The following is an 18,341-nucleotide window of genomic DNA, read 5'->3' on the forward strand; positions in this document are numbered from 1 at the left end:
TCGCGGGCATCGAGTGCCCAGTCAACGGTCGGTCAGGACTGCGACTGCTTCTTCAGGCGCGAGGCTGCGCGAGCGCGCAGCGTCTGGTCGAGCTCGACCTTGCGGATGCGCACGGCCGTCGGCGTCACCTCGACGCACTCGTCGTCGCGCGCGAACTCGAGCGACTCCTCGAGCGAGAGCTGGCGCGGCGGCGTCAGGCGCTCGAGCTCCTCACCGGTCGACGACCGGATGTTGTTGAGCTTCTTCTCCTTGGTGATGTTGACGTCCATGTCGTCGCCACGCGAGTTCTCGCCGACGACCATGCCCTCGTAGACCTCGTCACCGGGCTTGATGAAGAACTCGCCGCGCTCCTGCAGCGCCATGATGGCGTTCGACGTCGCGGGGCCCGAGCGGTCGGCGACGAGCGAGCCCGAGCTGCGCGTCACGATCTGGCCGGCCCAGCGCTCGTAGCCCGCAGCGATCGCGTTCGCGATGCCCGTGCCGCGCGTGATCGTGAGGAACTCGGTGCGGAAGCCGATGAGGCCGCGGCTCGGCACCGTGAACTCGATGCGGACCCAGCCGGTGCCGTGGTTCGACATCGTCTCCATGCGGCCCTTGCGTCCCGCGAGCAGCTGCGTGATCGCACCGAGGTACTCCTCGGGCGCGTCGATCGTGAGGTGCTCGAAGGGCTCGTGCAGCGCGCCGTCGATGTGCTTCGTGACCACCTGCGGCTTGCCGACGGTGAGCTCGAAGCCCTCGCGACGCATCTGCTCGACGAGGATGGCGAGCGCGAGCTCGCCGCGGCCCTGCACCTCCCACGCGTCGGGCTGGCCGATGTCGAGCACGCGCAGCGACACGTTGCCGATGAGCTCGCGGTCGAGGCGGTCCTTCACCATGCGCGACGTGAGCTTCGAGCCCTTCACCTTGCCGACGAGCGGCGACGTGTTCGTGCCGATCGTCATCGAGATGGCGGGGTCGTCGACCGTGATCGGCGGGAGCGGCCGCACGTCCTCGGGGTCGGCGAGGGTCTCGCCGATCGTGATGTCGGCGAAGCCGGCGACGGCGACGATGTCGCCGGGTCGGGCCGACTCGGCCGGCACGCGCTCGAGCGCGCGCGTCGCGAGCAGCTCGGTGACGCGCGCCGACTGCACCGAGCCGTCGTGGCGCACCCACGCGACCGTCTGGCCCTTGCGCAGCGTGCCGTTGAAGACGCGCAGCAGGGCGAGGCGGCCGAGGAACGGCGACGCGTCGAGGTTCGTGACGTGCGCCTGCAGCGGCGCCTCGTCGTCGTACGTCGGCGCGGGGATGTGCTCGAGGATCGCCGCGAACAGCGGCTCGAGGTCCTCGTTCGCGGGCAGCTCGCCGTCGGCGGGCTTCACCTGGTCTGCGCGACCGGCCTTGCCGGACGCGTAGACGACCGGCACGTCGAGGACGGCGTCGAGGTCGAGGTCGGCACGATCCTCGGCGAGGTCGGATGCGAGACCCAGCAGGAGGTCCTGGCTGTCGGAGACGACCTCGTCGATGCGCGCATCGGATCGGTCGGTCTTGTTGACGAGCAGGATGACGGGCAGCGACGCCTCGAGGGCCTTGCGCAGCACGAAGCGCGTCTGCGGCAGCGGCCCCTCGGATGCGTCGACGAGCAGCACCACGCCGTCGACCATGGACAGGCCGCGCTCGACCTCGCCGCCGAAGTCGGCGTGGCCCGGCGTGTCGATCACGTTGATCGTGACGGCCTCGACGCCCTCGGGCACGTGCGAGCCCGCATAGCGGACCGCCGTGTTCTTCGCGAGGATCGTGATGCCCTTCTCGCGCTCGAGCTCGTTCGAGTCCATGACGCGGTCGTCGACCGTGCCGTGGGCGGCGAACGAGTTCGTCTGCTTCAGCATCGCGTCGACGAGCGTCGTCTTGCCGTGGTCGACGTGCGCGACGATGGCGACGTTCCGGATGTCGGGTCGCGTGGCAGTGGCCATGCTCAGCCTCTCGGGCTCGGATGCGGCCGCGCCAGCGCGCACCGCACGACGAGGTCGCCAGGCGGCACCGCCGCGCTCAGCCGCTGCGTGTACGGATCTCGGGATCGCACGCTCACGCGATGCGTCCCTGCCTCGATGCTACCGCGTCGAGGCAGGGACGTGTCGCCTACTGGCCAGGCAGGCGGGGCGGCGCCTCGCCGGCGTCGGGTGCGCCGGGCTCTGCGCGCTCGTCGATCTCGCCCTCGTGGCCGATGACGTCCGTCTGCGCGAGCACCTGCATCCGCAGGTCGCGGCGGGCACGCTGGCGTGCCGGGTCGGCGACGGGGACGGCGGCGATGAGACGCTGCGTGTAGGGATCCCGCGGGGCACGCAGGATCTGGTCGCGCGCTCCCTGCTCGACGATGCGGCCCGAGCTCATCACGGCGATGCGGTCCGACATGAGGTCGACGACCGCGAGGTCGTGGCTGATGAACAGGCACGCGAACCCGCGCTCGCGCTGCAGCTCCTTGAGGAGCTCGAGGACCGTCGCCTGCACCGAGACGTCGAGCGCGCTCGTGGGCTCGTCGGCCACGAGCACGTCGGGGTTCATCGACAGGGCGCGCGCGATGCCGATGCGCTGCTTCTGCCCGCCGGAGAGCTCGTGCGGGAAGCGGTTGCGGTACGACGTGGGGAGACGCACCGCATCGAGCAGCTCCTCGACGCGTCGCTCGAGCTCCTTGCCCTTCATCGTGCCGGCGAGCAGCAACGGCTCGCCGATGCTCTCTCCGATGGGGAGGCGCGGGTTCAGCGAGGACGCCGGATCCTGGAAGACGATGCCGACGCGCTGACGCAGCTGCTTCAGGAGGCTCCTGCCACCGGCCGAGATGTCGACGCCGCCGACGACGAGGCGGCCCTCGGCGATGGGCTGGAGACCGATCGACGCGCGACCGATCGTCGACTTGCCCGACCCCGACTCGCCGACGAGGCCGAGCACCTCGCCCCGGCCGATCTCGATGCTGACGCCGTGGACGGCGCGGAAGGCCGGCACCCGCCCCTGCCCGGGGTACTCGATGACGACGTCCTCGAGCGAGAGGACCGGCTCGGCGACGTGCTCGACGGGCGCGGACGCCTCCGTCACCTCGACGCCCTCCGCCACCTGCGCGGCTGCGAGTCGCAGGGTCGCGGTCAGGTCGATGACCTCGCTGCCGTCGCCGCCCGAGCCGAGCTGCGGCACCGCCTCGAGCAGCGCCTGCGTGTACGGGTGCTGCGGGGCGGCGAAGAGCGCGTGGATCTCGCCCTGCTCGACGATGTCGCCCTTCTCCATCACGACGACCCGGTCGGCGAGGTCCGCCACGACGCCCATGTCGTGGGTGATGAGCAGCACGGCGCTGCCGAGCTCGTCCTTCAGCGACCGCATCAGCTCGAGGATCTCCGCCTGCACGGTGACGTCGAGCGCGGTGGTGGGCTCGTCGGCGATGAGCAGCTGCGGGTCGAGCGACAGCGACTGCGCGATCATGGCGCGCTGCCGCTGTCCGCCCGACAGCTGGTGCGGGTAGGAGCGGAACGCCTTCGCCGGGTCCGGCAGCTCGACCATGTCGAGCAGCTCCATGGCGCGCTCCCTCGCGGCGCTCGGCAGCATCGGCCGGTGGGTGCGCAGCGCCTCGATGATCTGGAACCCGACCGTGTAGACCGGGTTGAGAGCCGTCATGGGCTCCTGGAAGATCGCGGCGACCCGCTCGCCGCGCAGCTGTCGCATGCGAGCCGGCTTCGCGCCGATGAGCTCCTCGCCAGCGACCTCGATGCTGCCGCGCACGCGCGCCGTCTTCGGCAGGAGGTCGAGGATGGCCATCGAGCTCACGCTCTTGCCCGAGCCGGACTCGCCGACGACCGCGACCACCTCGCCAGCGCCGATGTCGTACGAGACGTGCTTCGCCGCCGGCACCCAGAAGCCGTCGACCGCGAAGTCGACCGAGAGATCCGCGATCCGCAGCACCGGTCCGTCGTCGCGACGATCCATCGAGTCCACGCTGTCCTTCGTCATGCTCGTGCCTCCAAGCGCTGCTGCCGCGATGCACCTCGTGGGTGCGACTCTGCGACGATGGTCGAATGCAACCCGTCACGCTGCATTCCCGTGGGAACCGCGCCATCGCGGTGGCGATCTGGGCGCTGTCCGCGGCGATCGCGGCGGCGTCGATCCTGCAGGGCACGCCCGCGATCGTCCCGGCGCTCGCGTACGCGAGCGTCGCAGCCTGGGTGGGGCTGTGGCGCCCGAGCCTCACGATCGCCGACGACGGCATCGTCGTCGGCAACGTGCTGCACGTCGTCCGCGTGCCGTGGGAGGCGCTCGTGCACGTCTCGACACGCTACGCCCTGACGCTGCACGTGCCGAACGCGACCGTCAGCGTCTTCAGCGCGCCGCAGCCGGGGCGCTTCGCGACCTTCCGCGCCCGCCGCGTCGCCAGGCGCGACGGCGCGGAGATCGCCGGCATGCGCCCTGGCGACCTGCCCGGCACCGAGTCCGGCGACGCGGCGACGATCCTGCGGACGCGCTGGGACGCGCTGCGCGCCGCCGACGCCATCGAGGCCGGCATCGCCGACGAGGCCACGGTGCATCGTCGCCTCCGCGTCGACGCCGTCGCCGTGCTCGCATGCGGAGCCGTGGCGACGCTCGCGCTCACGGCGCTCGTCGCCTGACACGTCACGCATCGGCGGGGAGCTCCTTCGTCCGACGACGCGAGAAGCGCTTCTGGCGCGGGTCGAACGCATCGCGCAGGCCGTCGCCGATGAAGTTGATGAGCAGCGCGGGCGTGACGATGAAGAGGGCCGGCCACCAGAACAGCCACGGTCGCGTCGCGAAGGCCGACTGGTTCTGCGAGATCAGCAGTCCGAGCGACGACTCGGGCGCGCGCACGCCGTAGCCGAGGAAGCTGAGGCCGGTCTCGAGGAGGATCGCCGCAGCCATGAGCAGGGTCGAGGACACGATGACGACGCCGATGGCGTTCGGCAGGATGTGCTTGAAGATGATGCGGGCGTCGCTCGCCCCGGCCACGCGCGCCGCCTCGACGAACTCGCGCTCGCGCAGCGACAGGAACTCGGCGCGCACCAGACGAGCGATGCCCATCCAGACGAACAGGCCGAGGAAGATGCCGAGCGGCGCGACGCCGAGGCCACCCGTGGCGCGGCCGACGACGGCTCCGATGACGATCGCGGGGATCACGATGAACACGTCGGTCACGCGCATCAGCACGGAGTCGACCCACCCGCGGTAGTAGCCGGCGACCGCCCCCACCACGGTGCCGAGCACGCTGCCGATGCCGCCGATGAGGATCAGCACCAGGAACGAGTTCTGGATGCCGCGCATCGTCATCGCGAAGTAGTCGACGCCCGTGCGGCTCTGGCCGAACGGGTGCTCGCCGAGGGCGATGCCCGCGCCCCCGAGCCACTCGGGGATGAGCGAGAGCGTCGGGCGGCCGCCGTCGAGCTGCGGCAGCGGGCGGATCCAGTCGTGCTTCCACCAGCCCGGGATGGGGCCGAGGCCGACCGCGGACACCGCGAAGAGGAAGATCGCGAGCAGCAGCGCGAACGACACCATCGCGATGCGGTTCCGCACGAAGCGCTCGAAGACGAGCCCTCCCTGGCTCTTGCCGGGCTTCTCCGCCGCGTGCCGGACGTTCGGCGGCGCGGGGTTCGCGCTGTTCAGGTCGGTCACCGGACCCTCACTCTCGGGTCGAGCGCGGCGTAGCTGAGGTCCGCGAGGAAGTTGAAGAGGATGGCCATGACGGCGATGATCAGGAAGTAGCCCATGAGCGGGTTGAGGTCGACGCGATCGAGCGACGTCGCGAAGAGCGAGCCCATGCCGCTGATCGCGAAGACGCGCTCGGTGATGATCGCGCCGCCCAGGAGCGCGCCCACGTCGGCCGCGACGATCGTCGTGATGGGGATGAGCATGTTGCGGAAGGCGTGTCGCATCACGACGGTCCGCTCAGGGAGACCCTTCGCGCGAGCGGTGCGGATGTAGTCCTGGTTCATGACCTCGAGCATCCCGGCGCGCGCGTAGCGCGTGTAGCCGGCGAACGAGATGAGGAGCAGCGCGATGGTCGGCAGCATGTAGTGCATCAGGTTGTCGATGCCGAGGCCCCACATGTCGCTGTCGAAGCCGGGGGTCGTGCCCTGGGCCGTGGCGATCGGCCGCCCTCGGATGCGCGAGTTCGACACGTAGTCGGGCCATGCCTGCATGAAGCGGTCGAGCAGCACGAATCCGGCGGACGTCACGCCCGTCACGACGGCCGCGCGGATCACCTGGCCGCGATCCGGGCCGCCGACCACGAACCCGACGAGGACCGAGACCACGACGGTCGCGATCGCGAGGATCGCGATCGTCGCGGGGGTCGAGATGTCGAAGAGCCACTGCAGCGAGAAGTAGGCGACGTAGGCGAGCGCGCCGACGATGCCGGCCGCGAGCAGCGCGCGTCGGTTCTCGAAGCCGGCGACGAGCACCACGACGATCGCGACGGTGCCTGCGATCAGGATGGGCAGGCCGATGGGACCGATCGCCGGCTGCAGGAAGAAGTTCGTCGCTTCCATGGCGACGAGCACCGCGGCCGTCGCGGCACCCGACACCGCGAAGACGACGAGGCGTCGACGCAGGTCGCCGCCGATGAGCACCTGCCAGACGAGACCGGCGACGATGCCGATCCCTGCGATGGCCAGCGGCGGGATGACGGGGTTCGCGAGGAAGTCGTTGAAGCCGATGGCGATGAACTCCTTGAGGAGCACCGCGACGAGGAACGACGGCAGCGAGTAGAGGAAGAAGCTGAGGAACGTGATCGACACGTCGAACGCCGAGTACTGGCGCAGCGCCGTCACGATGCCGATCGTGACGCCGAGGAGGATGGCGAGGATCGTCGAGGCGGTCACGAGCTGCACCGTCGACACCATCGCCGTCGGCAGGATCGTCGTCACGTCGACGTAGCTGAGGTTCTGTCCGAGGTTGCAGCCGGCGAAGGGGACGACGCAGGTGAGGACGCCGCCGAACCACGGGAACCAGCGCAGCCACGAGGGGGTGTCGAGGTCGAGGGCCTGGACGCGCGTCTGGATGAGCTGCTGCGCGTTGATCGCGCTCGAGCCCTGCAGGTCGGCCAGCGGATTGCCGGAGTTCGCCGCCAGGTTGTACATCAGGTAGGAGGCGACCACGAGGGTCAGGATGGAGACGAGGATGCGTCTCACGATGAATCCGATCACGGTGCGGATCGTCCTCTCGTCTACGGCAACGGCGCACCGATGCTAGCCCATCGGTCGCCGTCGGCCCGTCGCGCGGCCCGCCGGCTCGTAGCCGGCGGGCGGCGCCATTCGGCATCGCGGGACGCCGGGCTTGCGCCCGACGTCCCGCGACTGGAGGTGCGGTCGCCCGCGAAGTGCTACTCCGCGATCGTCCAGGAGTTCGCGTTCCAGACGACGCCCGTCTGGCCGCCGAAGTAGGACACGCCGTCGACGCGACCGGTGTGCGCGTCGAGGCCCGGGGCCTGGAAGAGCGGGAGGCCGTAGAAGTCCTCCGCCGTCAGCGTGTCGATCTGGATCTGCAGCTCGTCGATCGCCTCGGCGTCGTCGATGATCGTCTGCGTCTGGTCGACGAGAGCGTCCACCTCGGGGTTCGAGTACGCGTTGTAGTTGCCACCGCCGCCGGTCTGCCAGATCTGCGGCAGGCCCGCGTAGCCGGCGCCGGGCGAGACCCAGCCGAAGATCGAGGCGTCGTAGCCACCGGCTCCGAGGAGCGAGGACCAGTCGGGCGAGCCACCGTCGTTGACGATGAAGCCTGCCTCCTGGGCGCTCGCCTGGATGAGCTGGAAGCTGTCGACGCGGTTCGGGTTCTCCGAGTTGTACAGGATCGTGATCTCAGGCGTGGCGCCTGCGAGCAGCTCCTGCGCAGCCGCGATGTCGGGCTCGGTGTAGCGGTCGTAGCCGTTCACGGCCGTCGCGTCCTCGTACTGGGGCTGCGACGACACGAAGAGCTGCGAGTCGAGCACCTCGGCCTCGGGGTTGATCGGGGTGACGATCGAGTCGAGGATCTGCTGGCGCGGCACCGTGAGCAGGAACGCCTCGCGGTACGTCGGGTTCGAGAACACGGGCGAGTCGAACGACAGGTCGAGGTGGTCGTACGAGAGCTGGTCGCCCTGGTCGATCACCGCGTTGGCGTCCTCGAGGGCCGCCAGCGTGTCGGCGGATGCCTGCGGGGCGATGATGTCGACCTCGCCGTTGCGGAGCGCGGCGACCTGGGCGTTCGAGTCGTTGATGAACGACAGGATGAGTCGGTCGTAGGCGACCTCCTCGCCTGCCCACTCGGGGTTCGGCTCGAGCACGATCGAGCCACCGTCGTTGGCCGTGTAGTCGGTGACGACGAACGCGCCGGCTGCGACGAGCAGCGACTCGTCGCTCGGCATCGAGGTGATGTCGTAGCCGGTGTTCCAGACGTCTGCGACTGCCTGGAGCTCGGCGATGGGCTCGGCAGGCGCGGCCGGGTCGCCCGCGGGGGCTGCCTCGAGGATCTCGGTGAGCTCCTGCGCCGTCACGCCCGCCTTGTCGGCGAGGACGTGCGCCGGCTTGCCGATGAGGTTGACGAGCTCCCAGTCCACGTAGGGCTCGTCGTACGTCAGCGTGAGCGTGCCCGCCTCGCGGTCGTACTCGGGGAACGACGTGGTGTCGAGACCGGTCGTCGATCCGGCGAGGGTGAAGTACTGCGTGCCGCCCGTGACCTCACCGGTCTCGGGGTCGAGCGTCGCGTCGTCGTAGTGGCCGGAGCCGATGGCCCAGGAGAGCACGAGGTCGTCGACCGTCATGGCCTCGCCGTCGGACCAGGTCGCACCATCCGCGATGGTGTACTGCACCGACAGCGGGTCGTCGCTGAGGAGCTCGTAGGTCAGGTTCGTCTCGTCGGGGACGATGTTGAACTCCTGGTCGAGCGTGAACGCCGTGCCCGGGCCCTGGCCGTTGCCGGTGAGGTAGTCGACCATGCCGTTGGTGTTCAGGTTCGACTGCGGGGTGCCGCTGTTCAGCGACGTCACCGCGTTGTCGACCGCGACCGTGATCGTCTGCTCGTCGCCGCCCTCGTCGCCGCCGCCGCCACCGGACGTCGTCGTGCACGCAGCGAGCGTGAGCGCGGCGACGCCGGTCAGGGCGAAGGCGGCCGAGAGGCGACGCGCACGAGAGGTGCTGATGCCCAAGGGATCCTCCTGGTGAGATGGGTCGCATCGCACGCATGCCGAGGCACCGAGCGACGCAGGGTTGTCCCGACCCTAGTCTCGCCCCGTCACCCGGAACCGCGCGGGAGGCGAAACGTTACGCAGCGGTGATGTTCATGCGCAGCGTGCCGCAGTCGACGCAACGGGCCCGCGAGAAGTCGCTGCGGGACGCACGATCCTTGCGAGACATGGAGCACGAGAGCGATCCCTCACCATCGCTCCCGCGGACTCCATGGCATGCCCGGAAGGACCTCCGGCAGCGGCCGGAGGGCACCTCGAGCAAGGAGGCTCACGCATGGTGCGAACGAGAGGAGGACTGGCCGCGAGGGGCGCGGCGACCGTCGCGGTGGCGATCGGCCGCGGCTGGATCGCGTCCTCCACCTACCACCACCCTGGCGGACCCCTCTCCGGGCGGACGTCGACGCCCGGGCAGGGCTAGGCTGGCGCCGTGCGCTCAGCCCTGCTCGTGTTCGACGGCGATTGCGGGTTCTGCACGACGGCGGTCGAGCAGCTCCGCGCGTCGCTTCCCCGCTTCCCCGAGGCGCAGCCGTGGCAGCGCGTCGACCTCGACGAGCTCGGCCTCACCCTCGACGACGTCACGACCTACGCCTGGCTGATCGATCGCGAGTCGGGCAGGCGCTGGCACGGTGCGCAGACCTTCGCCGCGCTGCTCTCCGGCCAGCGCGGCGCGCTCCCCCGGCTCGTGGGCGCCGCGCTCGCCGCCCCCGGCATCCGCTCCGTCGCCGCCGTCGGCTACGACTGGGTGTCCGCGCACCGCCACCAGCTGCCCGGCGGCACCCCCGCATGCGCGATGCCACCCGCGGGAGACGCACGGTGACGGGCCTCGCGCCCGCACGCACCTGGTTCCCCGAGATCGAGCCGCGCACGGCATCCCGCCGCTCGCGCTGGGTCGAGATCGCCTGCGTCCTGCTCGTGTCCCTCGGCGCGAGCGCCATCTACGCCGTCATCCAGATCGCCGACCTGGCGACGCGACCCGAGCCCATCGGCGAGCAGGTCGTCGCCCTGAATCCGCAGCGCGACGAACGGGCGTGGCTCGACCTCGCCTACCAGCTGACGGGCCACCTGCTCGACCTCGTGCCCGTCGTGCTCGTGTGCTGGCTGCTGTGGCGCTCCCGCAGACCGCACCTCGCTCGGCTCGGCATCACGTTCGACCGGCCGGCGCGCGACCTCGGATGGGGCGCCGTGCTGCTGCTCGTCGTCGGCATCCCCGGCCTCGCGATCTTCGCAGCCGGTCGCGCGCTCGGGCTCACGGCCGCGCTCGCGCCCAGCCCGCTCGACGCGCAGTGGTTCACGGTGCCGATCCTGCTCGTCGCGGCCCTGCGAGCCGGCGTGACCGAGGAGGTCATCGTCGTCGGGTACCTCTTCGAGCGGCTGCGGAGCCTCGGATGGGGTCGCGCCCAGATCATCGTCGGCGCCGCGCTGCTGCGCGCGACCTACCACCTGTACCAGGGCGTCGGCGGGTTCCTGTCGAACCTGCTGCTCGGCCTGCTGTTCGGCTGGCTCTACACGCGGTACGGCCGCCTGCTGCCGCTCGTGATCGCGCACGTCCTCATCGACGTCGTCGCGTTCGTCGGCTACCCGGTCGCGGCGGGCGCCTGGCCCGCGCTGTTCGGCCTCGACGGCTGAGCCGCGCGCGGGCGCCTCACTCGAGCGCCCACGCCTCCAGCTGCCACGTGAGCCTCGCGTCGGGGCCGTTGCGCGGCTGCACGCCCTCGACGCCCGGCGCGACGACGTCGGCGACCACGACGTTCGACAGCGGCAGCACCACGCCCTGCGCGACGATCGACGTCTCGACGGCGACCAGGTCGTCGCGCTCGAGGAAGGGATCCGTGCGGGTGCCCGAGGAGGCGATGAGCGCGTCGCGCTCGGGGTCGCCGATGCCCGTGAGGTTCTCCGACCCTCCGGTGCCCCACTGCGCCGCGACCTCCTCGGCCGTCGTCGGCAGCGGCACCGCCGCGATGACGGCGTCCCAGCCGCCCTCGGCGATGCGGGCGTCGAGGTCGTCGGCGCCGCAGTCGGCGATCGCCCACCCCGACTCGGCGACGCCGGCGGCGAGCGCCTGGAACGCGCGCGCCGCGAAGGGCTCCGTGCGGTCGTAGACGACGCAGATCGCCGTGCCCGCCGCGACGCCCGCCTGCTCGCGCTCGATCGCGGACAGCTCGGCGTCCGAGGTGCCCCATCGCTGCGCGAAGCCCGCATCCTGCAGCGCGATCTGGTAGCCGGGCGAGCCCGTCGGGAAGAGCGCGACGTCGGTCGTGCCCATGCTCTGCGCCCACTGGCCGCCCGCTGCCGCGATGACGTCGCTGCGCGGGATGCCGTGGAGCAGCGACTGCCGCGCGAGCGTCGACTGCAGCACGCCGCGGTCGCCGCGCAGCTGCAGCGTCCAGATCTCCCCCGTCTGCGCCGCCGTCAGCACGAAGCCGTTGCGCGTCAGGTCGCGGATGGGGACGAAGTTCTCCTCCGTCGGCTCGACCTCGATCGCCTCGACGTCGCTGCCGACGGCCGTCACGAGCCGATCGACGGGGAGCGACACGAGCTCGACGGACTCGATCGTGGGCGTCGTGCCCGCGTAGCGTCGGTTGGGCTCGAGCGTGACGCCGCCGTCGTCGACGTCGGCGACGACGTACGGCCCGCTCGAGACGAGCAGCGCCGCATCCGGGTCGGCATCGATGGCGAAGCCGTCGTTCCACTCCGCGGCGATCGCGGCGAGCGCCTCGGGATCGGCGATGCGGATGGCATCGAGCACGGCCTGCTTCGCCTCCATCGGATCGTCGATGCCGAGCGCGCGCTGCCCGACGACGTGCGCGGGCACCGCGAGCTGCAGCATCGTCTGCCAGTCCTCGACGGGGGCCGAGAGCGTGACGTCGAGCCTGCGCTCGAACTCGTCGAGTTCGGGCTCGCCCTCGGCGAGCGCGAGGCCACCGGGCTCGGCGACGTCGAACCAGGCGACGTCGTCGGGCACGACGAGGGCGCCCGCATCGTCGACGGACGCCTCGGGATCGAAGCCCCCCGGGGCGAGGGCGTTGGATCCTGCCGCCCACGCCAGCAGGAGGTCGGCCGCGTCGAGCGGGACGCCGTCCGACCACGACACCCCGTCGGCCACGTCGAAGCGCACCGTGAACGGGTCGTCGCTCTCGATCTCGACCGTGCCGAGGTCGGTGTTCGCCACGAGGGCGCCGTCGTTGCCGATCGACGCGAACTGCGCACGCGTCGCCGCCGCGACGTCGACGTTGCCCGGCGTCGCCCCGGCGGTCGAGGCGACGTTCGTGCTCGTGAGCTCGCCCTGCCACCCGATCGCGACCTCGCTGCCCTCCACGACCGACTGCGGCAGCGAGGGTCCGCACGCCGTGAGCAGCACGAGGGCTGCCGCGGCTGCGACGACGGGGCGCGCACGGCGCATGGCCACCTCCGGGTGTCGACGAGGTCGTCGGGATCGGTCGAGGGACGTCAGGATGCGCCGACGATCCTACGGACGCACCCTGACGGCTCCTCCCAGCGGCCTCAGTCGGCGAACGCCTCCGGCGGCGGGCACGCGCACACGAGGTTGCGGTCGCCGAACGCCTGGTCGATGCGCGACACGGGCGGCCAGTACTTCGCGTGCTCGACGCCGGGCACGGGGAACACCGCCTCCTGGCGCGAGTAGGCCCGCTCCCACTCGTGCACGATCGAGCCCGCCGTGTGCGGCGCGCGACGCAGCGGGCTCTGCTCGAGCTCCCACTCCCCCGCGGCCACGCGCTCGGCCTCGGCCTTGATCGCGATCATGGCGTCGCAGAAGCGGTCGAGCTCGGCGAGGTCCTCCGACTCCGTCGGCTCGACCATGAGCGTGCCCGCGACGGGGAACGACATCGTCGGAGCGTGGAAGCCGTAGTCGACGAGGCGCTTCGCGACGTCGTCGTTCGTGACGCCCGTCGCCTCCTTGAGCGGTCGCAGGTCGAGGATGCACTCGTGCGCGACGAGGCCGCCGGGGCCCGCGTAGAGCACCGGGAAGTGCTCGCGCAGACGCGCCGCGACGTAGTTCGCCGCGAGCACCGCGGCGCCCGTCGCCGCCGTGAGCCCCTCGGTGCCCATCATGCGCACGTAGCTCCACGAGATCGGCAGGATCGACGCGGATCCCCACGGCGCCGCCGACACGGGCTGCGCACCCAGCACGAGGCCATCGACCTCGATGGGGGCCTCGCGCGGGTCGCGCGGCAGGAACTCGGCCAGGTGCTGCTTCGCCGCCACCGGACCGACGCCCGGCCCGCCACCGCCGTGCGGGATGCAGAACGTCTTGTGCAGGTTGAGGTGGCTCACGTCGCCGCCGACGTCGCCGAACGACGCGTGGCCGAGCAGCGCGTTGAGGTTCGCGCCGTCGATGTAGACCTGGCCACCCGCCTCGTGCACGAGCTCGCACACGCGCCGCACGCCCTGCTCGTACACGCCGTGCGTCGACGGGTACGTGATCATGAGCGCCGCGAGGCGCTCGGCGTGGCTCGCGATCTTCGCCTCGAGGTCGGCCATGTCGACGTCGCCGGACTCGTCGGTCGCGACGACGACGACGCGCATGCCCGCGAGCACCGCCGAGGCGGCGTTCGTGCCGTGCGCCGACGCCGGGATGAGGCACACGTCGCGCGCCTCGTCACCCCGCGAGCGGTGGTAGCCACGGATGGCGAGGAGCCCGGCGAGCTCGCCCTGGCTGCCCGCGTTCGGCTGCAGCGAGACGACGTCGTAGCCCGTGAGGGCCGCGAGCCACTGCGAGAGCTCGTCGATCATCGCGAGCGTGCCCGCGGCATCCGCATGCGGCGCGTACGGGTGCAGCTCGGCGAACGCCGGCCAGGTGACGGGCTCCATCTCGGTCGCCGCGTTGAGCTTCATCGTGCACGAGCCGAGCGGGATCATGCCGCGGTCGAGGGCGTAGTCCTTGTCGGCGAGCCGCTTCGCGTAGCGCATGAGCGACGTCTCGGACCGGTGCGTGCCGAACACCTCGTGCGTCATGTACTCGGTGGTGCGCGCGAGCGCGATCGCAGGCTCGACCGCGCCCGCGTCGGCGAGGTCGAGGGCTGCGAGCAGGTCGCCGATGCCGGTCTCCGCCCACACCTCGTCGACCGACGCCTGCAGCGTGTCCTCGTCGACGACGTGCACGAGCACGCCGCGCGAGCGGGCGCGCTCCCCCGCCTGCCGCGCACGGCCCGGCAGACGCAGGCGCACGGTGTCGAAGACGTCGTCGTGCACGACCTCGATGCCCGCGGCGCGAGCGGCTGCCTGCAGCCGCACGGCGGCGAGGTGCACGTCCTCGGCGATCCGTCGGATGCCCTCGGGGCCGTGGTACACGGCGTACATGCCGGCCATCACGGCGAGCAGCACCTGCGCGGTGCAGATGTTGCTCGTCGCCTTCTCGCGGCGGATGTGCTGCTCGCGGGTCTGCAGCGTGAGGCGGTAGGCGGGGTAGCCGTCGGCATCCTTCGAGACGCCCACGAGCCGGCCGGGCATCTGCCGCTCGAGCCCCGAGCGCACCGCGAGGTAGCCCGCGTGCGGTCCGCCGAATCCCATCGGCACGCCGAAGCGCTGCGTGGAGCCCACCGCGATGTCGGCGCCGAGGGTGCCCGGCGACTCGATGAGCGCGAGCGCCAGCAGGTCGGCGCCGACGACGGCGACGCCGCCCGCTGCCTGCACGGCCGCGATGGCCGCACGCGGATCCCACACGCGTCCCGAGGCGCCCGGGTACTGCAGGAACGCGCCGAACGCGTCGGGCACGTCGCCGTCGAACGACGTCGTCGCGAGCTCGATGCCGACGGCCTCCGCGCGGTGCTGCAGCAGCGCCTTCGTCTGCGGCAGCGCATCGGCGTCGACGAGGAAGACGTTCGACGTCGCCTTCGACACGCGTCGTGCGAGCAGCATGCCCTCGACGACGGCCGTCGACTCGTCGAGCATCGACGCGTTGGCCGTGTCGAGCCCCGTCAGGTCGGAGACCATCGTCTGGAAGTTGATGAGCGCCTCGAGGCGGCCCTGCGAGATCTCGGGCTGGTACGGCGTGTACGCCGTGTACCAGGACGGGTTCTCGAGGATGTTGCGGCGGATCGGCGCCGGCGTGATCGTGCCGTGGTAGCCGAGGCCGAGCGCGCTGCGGCGCACGGTGTTGCGGCTCGCGAGCTCGGCGAGCCGCTCGGTCGCCTCGCGCTCCGTGAGCGCGGCGCCGATGCCCTCCGGCGTCGAGCGGATGCCCTCGGGCACCGCCGCATCCATGAGCGCCTCGAGCGAGTCGTGGCCGAGCAGCTGCAGCATCGTCTGCTGCGCCGCCGCACCCGTGCCGATGTGGCGGTCGCGGAACGCCCGCATCAGGCGAGCGACGCCTGGTAGGCGGCGGCGTCGAGCAGCTCGGGCTCGGAGGTGAAGCGCACCTTCACGAGCCAGCCGGCGCCCTCGGCGTCCTGGTTGACGAGCGTCGGGTCGCCCGCGACCTCGTCGTTGACCTCGACGACCTCGCCGTCTGCGGGCGCGAAGAGCTCGCCGACCGACTTCGTCGACTCGATCTCGCCGATGGCCTCGCCGGCCTGGAACGTGCGGCCGACGACGGGGAGGTCGACGTAGACGACGTCGCCCAGCTGGTGCTGCGCGTGGTCGGTGACGCCGATGACGTGGACGTCGCCCTCGGCGCGCACCCACTCGTGGTCTGCGGTGTACTGCGTGGTCATGCTCGCTCCTGACGGCGGTAGAAGGGGAGGTCGACGATCGTGACGGGGATGCGCGTGCCGCGCACGTCGATGGCGAGCGACCCGGAGTGGCCGGGGCGCACGAGCGCCATCGCGATGGGGTGGCCGAGGGTCGGCGAGAGGGCGCCGGACGTGACGACGCCCACCTCGACGTCGCCGTCGACGACCGGGTAGCCGGCGCGGCCGGCGCGGCGCCCCTCGGCGACGAGGCCGACGAGCACGGGCGCGTCGGCGGCGGGACCGGCCTCGATCGCGGCGCGACCGACGAAGTCGCCCTTCGTGCGCAGCGCGACCGATCGGCCGACGCCGACCTGCGCGGGCAGCGTCTCGGTCGACAGCTCGTGGCCGTAGAGGGGCATGCCCGCCTCGAGGCGCAGCGTGTCGCGCGCGGCGAGGCCGGCGAGGGTCAGGCCGAGCGGCGTGCCGACGCGCACGAGCGCATCCCACAGGTCGTCGGCCGCGTGGGCGGGCACGTACAGCTCGAAGCCGTCCTCGCCCGTGTAGCCCGTGCGGGCGACGAGGACGTCCTCGCCCTCGAAGATCGCCTCGAGCACGCGGTAGTAGCCGAGGTCGGCGAGCGGCTCGGACTCGAGCCCGATCGCCTCGACGATCGCCTGGGACGCGGGGCCCTGCACCGCGATGAGCGCCGTCTCGTCGGTCTCGTCGACGACGGTGGCGTCGAAGCCCGCGACGCGCTGAGCGAGCGCGTCGACGACGACGGCGCGATTGCCGGCGTTCGCGACGACGAGCCACTCGGTCGCTCCCAGGCGGTAGACGATGAGGTCGTCGAAGATGCCGCCCGACTCGGCGAGCAGCAGCGTGTAGCGCGCCTGCCCGAGCTCGAGCGCCGAGAGGCGACCGGCGAGCGCATGGTCGAGGAACGCCCCTGCCTCGCCGCCGCGCACCCGCAGCTCGGCCATGTGGCTGAGGTCGAACAGACCCGCCCGCTCACGGACGGCCGCGTGCTCGGCGAGGTCCGAGCCGTAGCGCAGCGGCATCATCCAGCCGCCGAACTCGGTGAGCTGCGCCCCGGCGGCGACGTGTCGCGCCTCGAGCGGCGTGTGCAGTGGATCGGGCATGAGTCCTCTTCGTGGGTCGGGACTCCCCCTCAGTCGCACCCGTCGACGGGATGCTCCTGAGCGGCCTGCGCATGCGGTCTTCGGACCTGAGAGGTTGGCGGGGAGTGCTTGCTCCTTCGGTGTCGCGCGAGGCGACTCTTCCGCATGGGCTGCGACGGCCGGTTCTGCAGTTGTGCCTCGATGCTAGCCGACGCCGCGGCCCATGACGGGCGTCGCGGCCGCGCCGCGCTCAGCGGTCGTCGTCGGTCTCGTCCTCGACGAGCAGATCCTCGCGGTACTGACCCGCGAGGTAGGCGGAGCGCGACATCATCTGGCTCGCGACCGGCGCCGTGAGCAGCTGCAGCAGCGCGACGAGCAGCAGCATGCCGGAGGCGAGCGGGTCGCGCAGCTCGAGCGCGAGGCCGACGGCGATGAGCGCGATGCCGAGCGTCTGCGGCTTCGACGCCGTGTGCATGCGGCCGAGCGCATCCGGCAGTCGCAGGAGGCCGAAGGCGGCGATGACCGTCAGCAGCGCGCCGAGCAGGATCAGCACGGCACCCGCGACGGTGAGGACGGTCTCGACGCCGCTCATGCGTCGCCCTCCTCTCGGCCGCGCACGGCCGCGGCACGGCCGGCGACGAATCGCGCCATCGCGACGGTGCCCGCGAACGCGACGAGCGACAGCACGAGCATCACCGGCACCGTGTACGGATGCTGCGACACGGCGGCCTCGATGGCGAGCGCGCCGACGACGACGGCGATGAGCACGTCGGTCGCGAGCACGCGGTCGATGGGCGACGGACCGCGCACGAGCCGCACGATCGCCATGACGGCGGCGGCGGCGAGCAGCACGCCCGCGACGACGAGCACGAGGCTCATGCGGTGACCTCCTGGTAGCGCGCCTGCTCCGCGCGCGACGCGAACGCGCGCACGAGCAGCCGCTCGGCCTCGTGGACCTCGTCGCGCGCACGCTGGAGGGACTCGGCGCTCGACGCGTCGAAGACGTGCAGGACGAGCTCCTGCCGCTCGAGCTCGACGACGACGGAGCCGGGGATGAGGGTGACGACCTCGACGGTCATCGCCTTCACGAAGGGGCTCTCGCTGTGCAGGGGCACGCGGATGAGCGCGTGCTGCACGGGGCGACGCACGGCGAGCACGCCGATCGACACCGACACGGACGCGCGCACGAGCCCCCAGCCGATCCACGCGAGCAGGCGACCGAGCGCGAGCGGCCGGAAGCGCTCCATCTCGGGCACGTCCGGCAGCGGGAAGGCCACCTGCACGCCGAGGGCGACGACGAGCCCGAGCACGGCCGCCGCGAGCGACAGGTCGCCCCACAGCAGCATCCACACGATCGTGAGGCCGATGGTGGCCGTCCAGGACAGCCGCGCCCTCAGGCGCCTGTGCACG

At 71.7% G+C, this 18,341-nt stretch carries 15 protein-coding genes and 1 riboswitch; of the genes, 3 read left to right on the plus strand and 12 right to left on the minus strand.

Annotated features, from left to right (window positions below; translation table 11 throughout):
* Nucleotides 1-32 precede the first annotated feature (32 nt).
* Nucleotides 33-1,949 (minus strand): translational GTPase TypA, encoded by a 1,917-nt coding sequence (gene typA / locus ACFQPP_RS08505; RefSeq protein WP_376916137.1) that lies wholly within the window; start codon nt 1,947-1,949, stop codon nt 33-35.
* Nucleotides 1,950-2,115: 166 nt separating this feature from the next.
* Nucleotides 2,116-3,969, minus strand: coding sequence for an ABC transporter ATP-binding protein (locus ACFQPP_RS08510; RefSeq protein WP_376916138.1), 1,854 nt, complete (start codon nt 3,967-3,969; stop codon nt 2,116-2,118).
* Between the two features lie 65 nt (nt 3,970-4,034).
* Here ACFQPP_RS08510 and ACFQPP_RS08515 point away from each other — a divergent pair, with 65 nt between their 5' ends.
* Nucleotides 4,035-4,622: a PH domain-containing protein gene (locus tag ACFQPP_RS08515; protein WP_376916139.1), complete on the plus strand. Its 588-nt coding sequence runs from the start codon at nt 4,035-4,037 to the stop codon at nt 4,620-4,622.
* Nucleotides 4,623-4,626: 4 nt separating this feature from the next.
* Here the strand turns inward: ACFQPP_RS08515 and ACFQPP_RS08520 are convergent, their stop codons facing one another.
* The 3 genes from ACFQPP_RS08520 to ACFQPP_RS08530 all read right to left on the minus strand — a co-directional run bounded on the left by ACFQPP_RS08520 (nt 4,627) and on the right by ACFQPP_RS08530 (nt 9,145).
* On the minus strand, nt 4,627-5,637 hold the full coding sequence (locus tag ACFQPP_RS08520) for an ABC transporter permease (protein ID WP_376916140.1): 1,011 nt from the start codon (nt 5,635-5,637) through the stop codon (nt 4,627-4,629).
* Nucleotides 5,634-7,169, minus strand: coding sequence for an ABC transporter permease (locus ACFQPP_RS08525; protein ID WP_376916141.1), 1,536 nt, complete (start codon nt 7,167-7,169; stop codon nt 5,634-5,636). Before ACFQPP_RS08525 ends, ACFQPP_RS08520 begins: the two co-directional genes overlap by 4 nt.
* Before the next feature lie 176 nt (nt 7,170-7,345).
* Nucleotides 7,346-9,145, minus strand: coding sequence for an ABC transporter family substrate-binding protein (locus ACFQPP_RS08530; RefSeq protein ID WP_376916142.1), 1,800 nt, complete (start codon nt 9,143-9,145; stop codon nt 7,346-7,348).
* A 466-nt stretch (nt 9,146-9,611) separates the two neighbouring features.
* Between ACFQPP_RS08530 and ACFQPP_RS08535 the strand changes: the two genes are divergently transcribed.
* Together ACFQPP_RS08535 and ACFQPP_RS08540 are read left to right on the plus strand one after the other, a co-directional pair.
* On the plus strand, nt 9,612-10,001 hold the full coding sequence (locus ACFQPP_RS08535) for a thiol-disulfide oxidoreductase DCC family protein (protein ID WP_376916143.1): 390 nt from the start codon (nt 9,612-9,614) through the stop codon (nt 9,999-10,001).
* Entirely contained in the window at nt 9,998-10,810 is an 813-nt protein-coding gene (locus tag ACFQPP_RS08540; RefSeq protein WP_376916144.1) for a CPBP family intramembrane glutamic endopeptidase, read from the plus strand. Before ACFQPP_RS08535 ends, ACFQPP_RS08540 begins: the two co-directional genes overlap by 4 nt.
* Before the next feature lie 16 nt (nt 10,811-10,826).
* On the opposite strand, the gene ACFQPP_RS08545 is transcribed toward ACFQPP_RS08540, so the two are convergent.
* The 7 genes from ACFQPP_RS08545 to ACFQPP_RS08575 form a co-directional block, all read right to left on the minus strand.
* Complete coding sequence (locus ACFQPP_RS08545; protein WP_376916145.1) at nt 10,827-12,584, minus strand: ABC transporter substrate-binding protein; 1,758 nt, start codon at nt 12,582-12,584, stop codon at nt 10,827-10,829.
* Between the two features lie 101 nt (nt 12,585-12,685).
* Nucleotides 12,686-15,499, minus strand: coding sequence for an aminomethyl-transferring glycine dehydrogenase (gcvP, locus tag ACFQPP_RS08550; protein ID WP_376916146.1), 2,814 nt, complete (start codon nt 15,497-15,499; stop codon nt 12,686-12,688).
* Complete coding sequence (gene gcvH / locus ACFQPP_RS08555; protein WP_376916147.1) at nt 15,499-15,855, minus strand: glycine cleavage system protein GcvH; 357 nt, start codon at nt 15,853-15,855, stop codon at nt 15,499-15,501. Before gcvH ends, gcvP begins: the two co-directional genes overlap by 1 nt.
* Complete coding sequence (gene gcvT, locus ACFQPP_RS08560; protein WP_376916148.1) at nt 15,852-16,952, minus strand: glycine cleavage system aminomethyltransferase GcvT; 1,101 nt, start codon at nt 16,950-16,952, stop codon at nt 15,852-15,854. The genes gcvH and gcvT overlap by 4 nt, the downstream gene beginning before the upstream one ends.
* Before the next feature lie 64 nt (nt 16,953-17,016).
* Nucleotides 17,017-17,105, minus strand: a riboswitch (glycine riboswitch).
* A 76-nt stretch (nt 17,106-17,181) separates the two neighbouring features.
* Nucleotides 17,182-17,523 (minus strand): monovalent cation/H(+) antiporter subunit G, encoded by a 342-nt coding sequence (mnhG, locus tag ACFQPP_RS08565; protein WP_376916149.1) that lies wholly within the window; start codon nt 17,521-17,523, stop codon nt 17,182-17,184.
* Complete coding sequence (locus tag ACFQPP_RS08570) at nt 17,520-17,810, minus strand: monovalent cation/H+ antiporter complex subunit F (RefSeq protein ID WP_376916150.1); 291 nt, start codon at nt 17,808-17,810, stop codon at nt 17,520-17,522. Before ACFQPP_RS08570 ends, mnhG begins: the two co-directional genes overlap by 4 nt.
* A complete protein-coding gene (locus ACFQPP_RS08575) occupies nt 17,807-18,340 on the minus strand; it encodes a Na+/H+ antiporter subunit E (RefSeq protein WP_376916151.1) in 534 nt (177 codons plus the stop codon). Before ACFQPP_RS08575 ends, ACFQPP_RS08570 begins: the two co-directional genes overlap by 4 nt.
* Nucleotide 18,341: the final 1 nt, after the last annotated feature.

This window comes from Agrococcus sp. GCM10030265, assembly GCF_042666675.1.
Classification (GTDB): Bacteria; Actinomycetota; Actinomycetes; order Actinomycetales; family Microbacteriaceae; genus Agrococcus.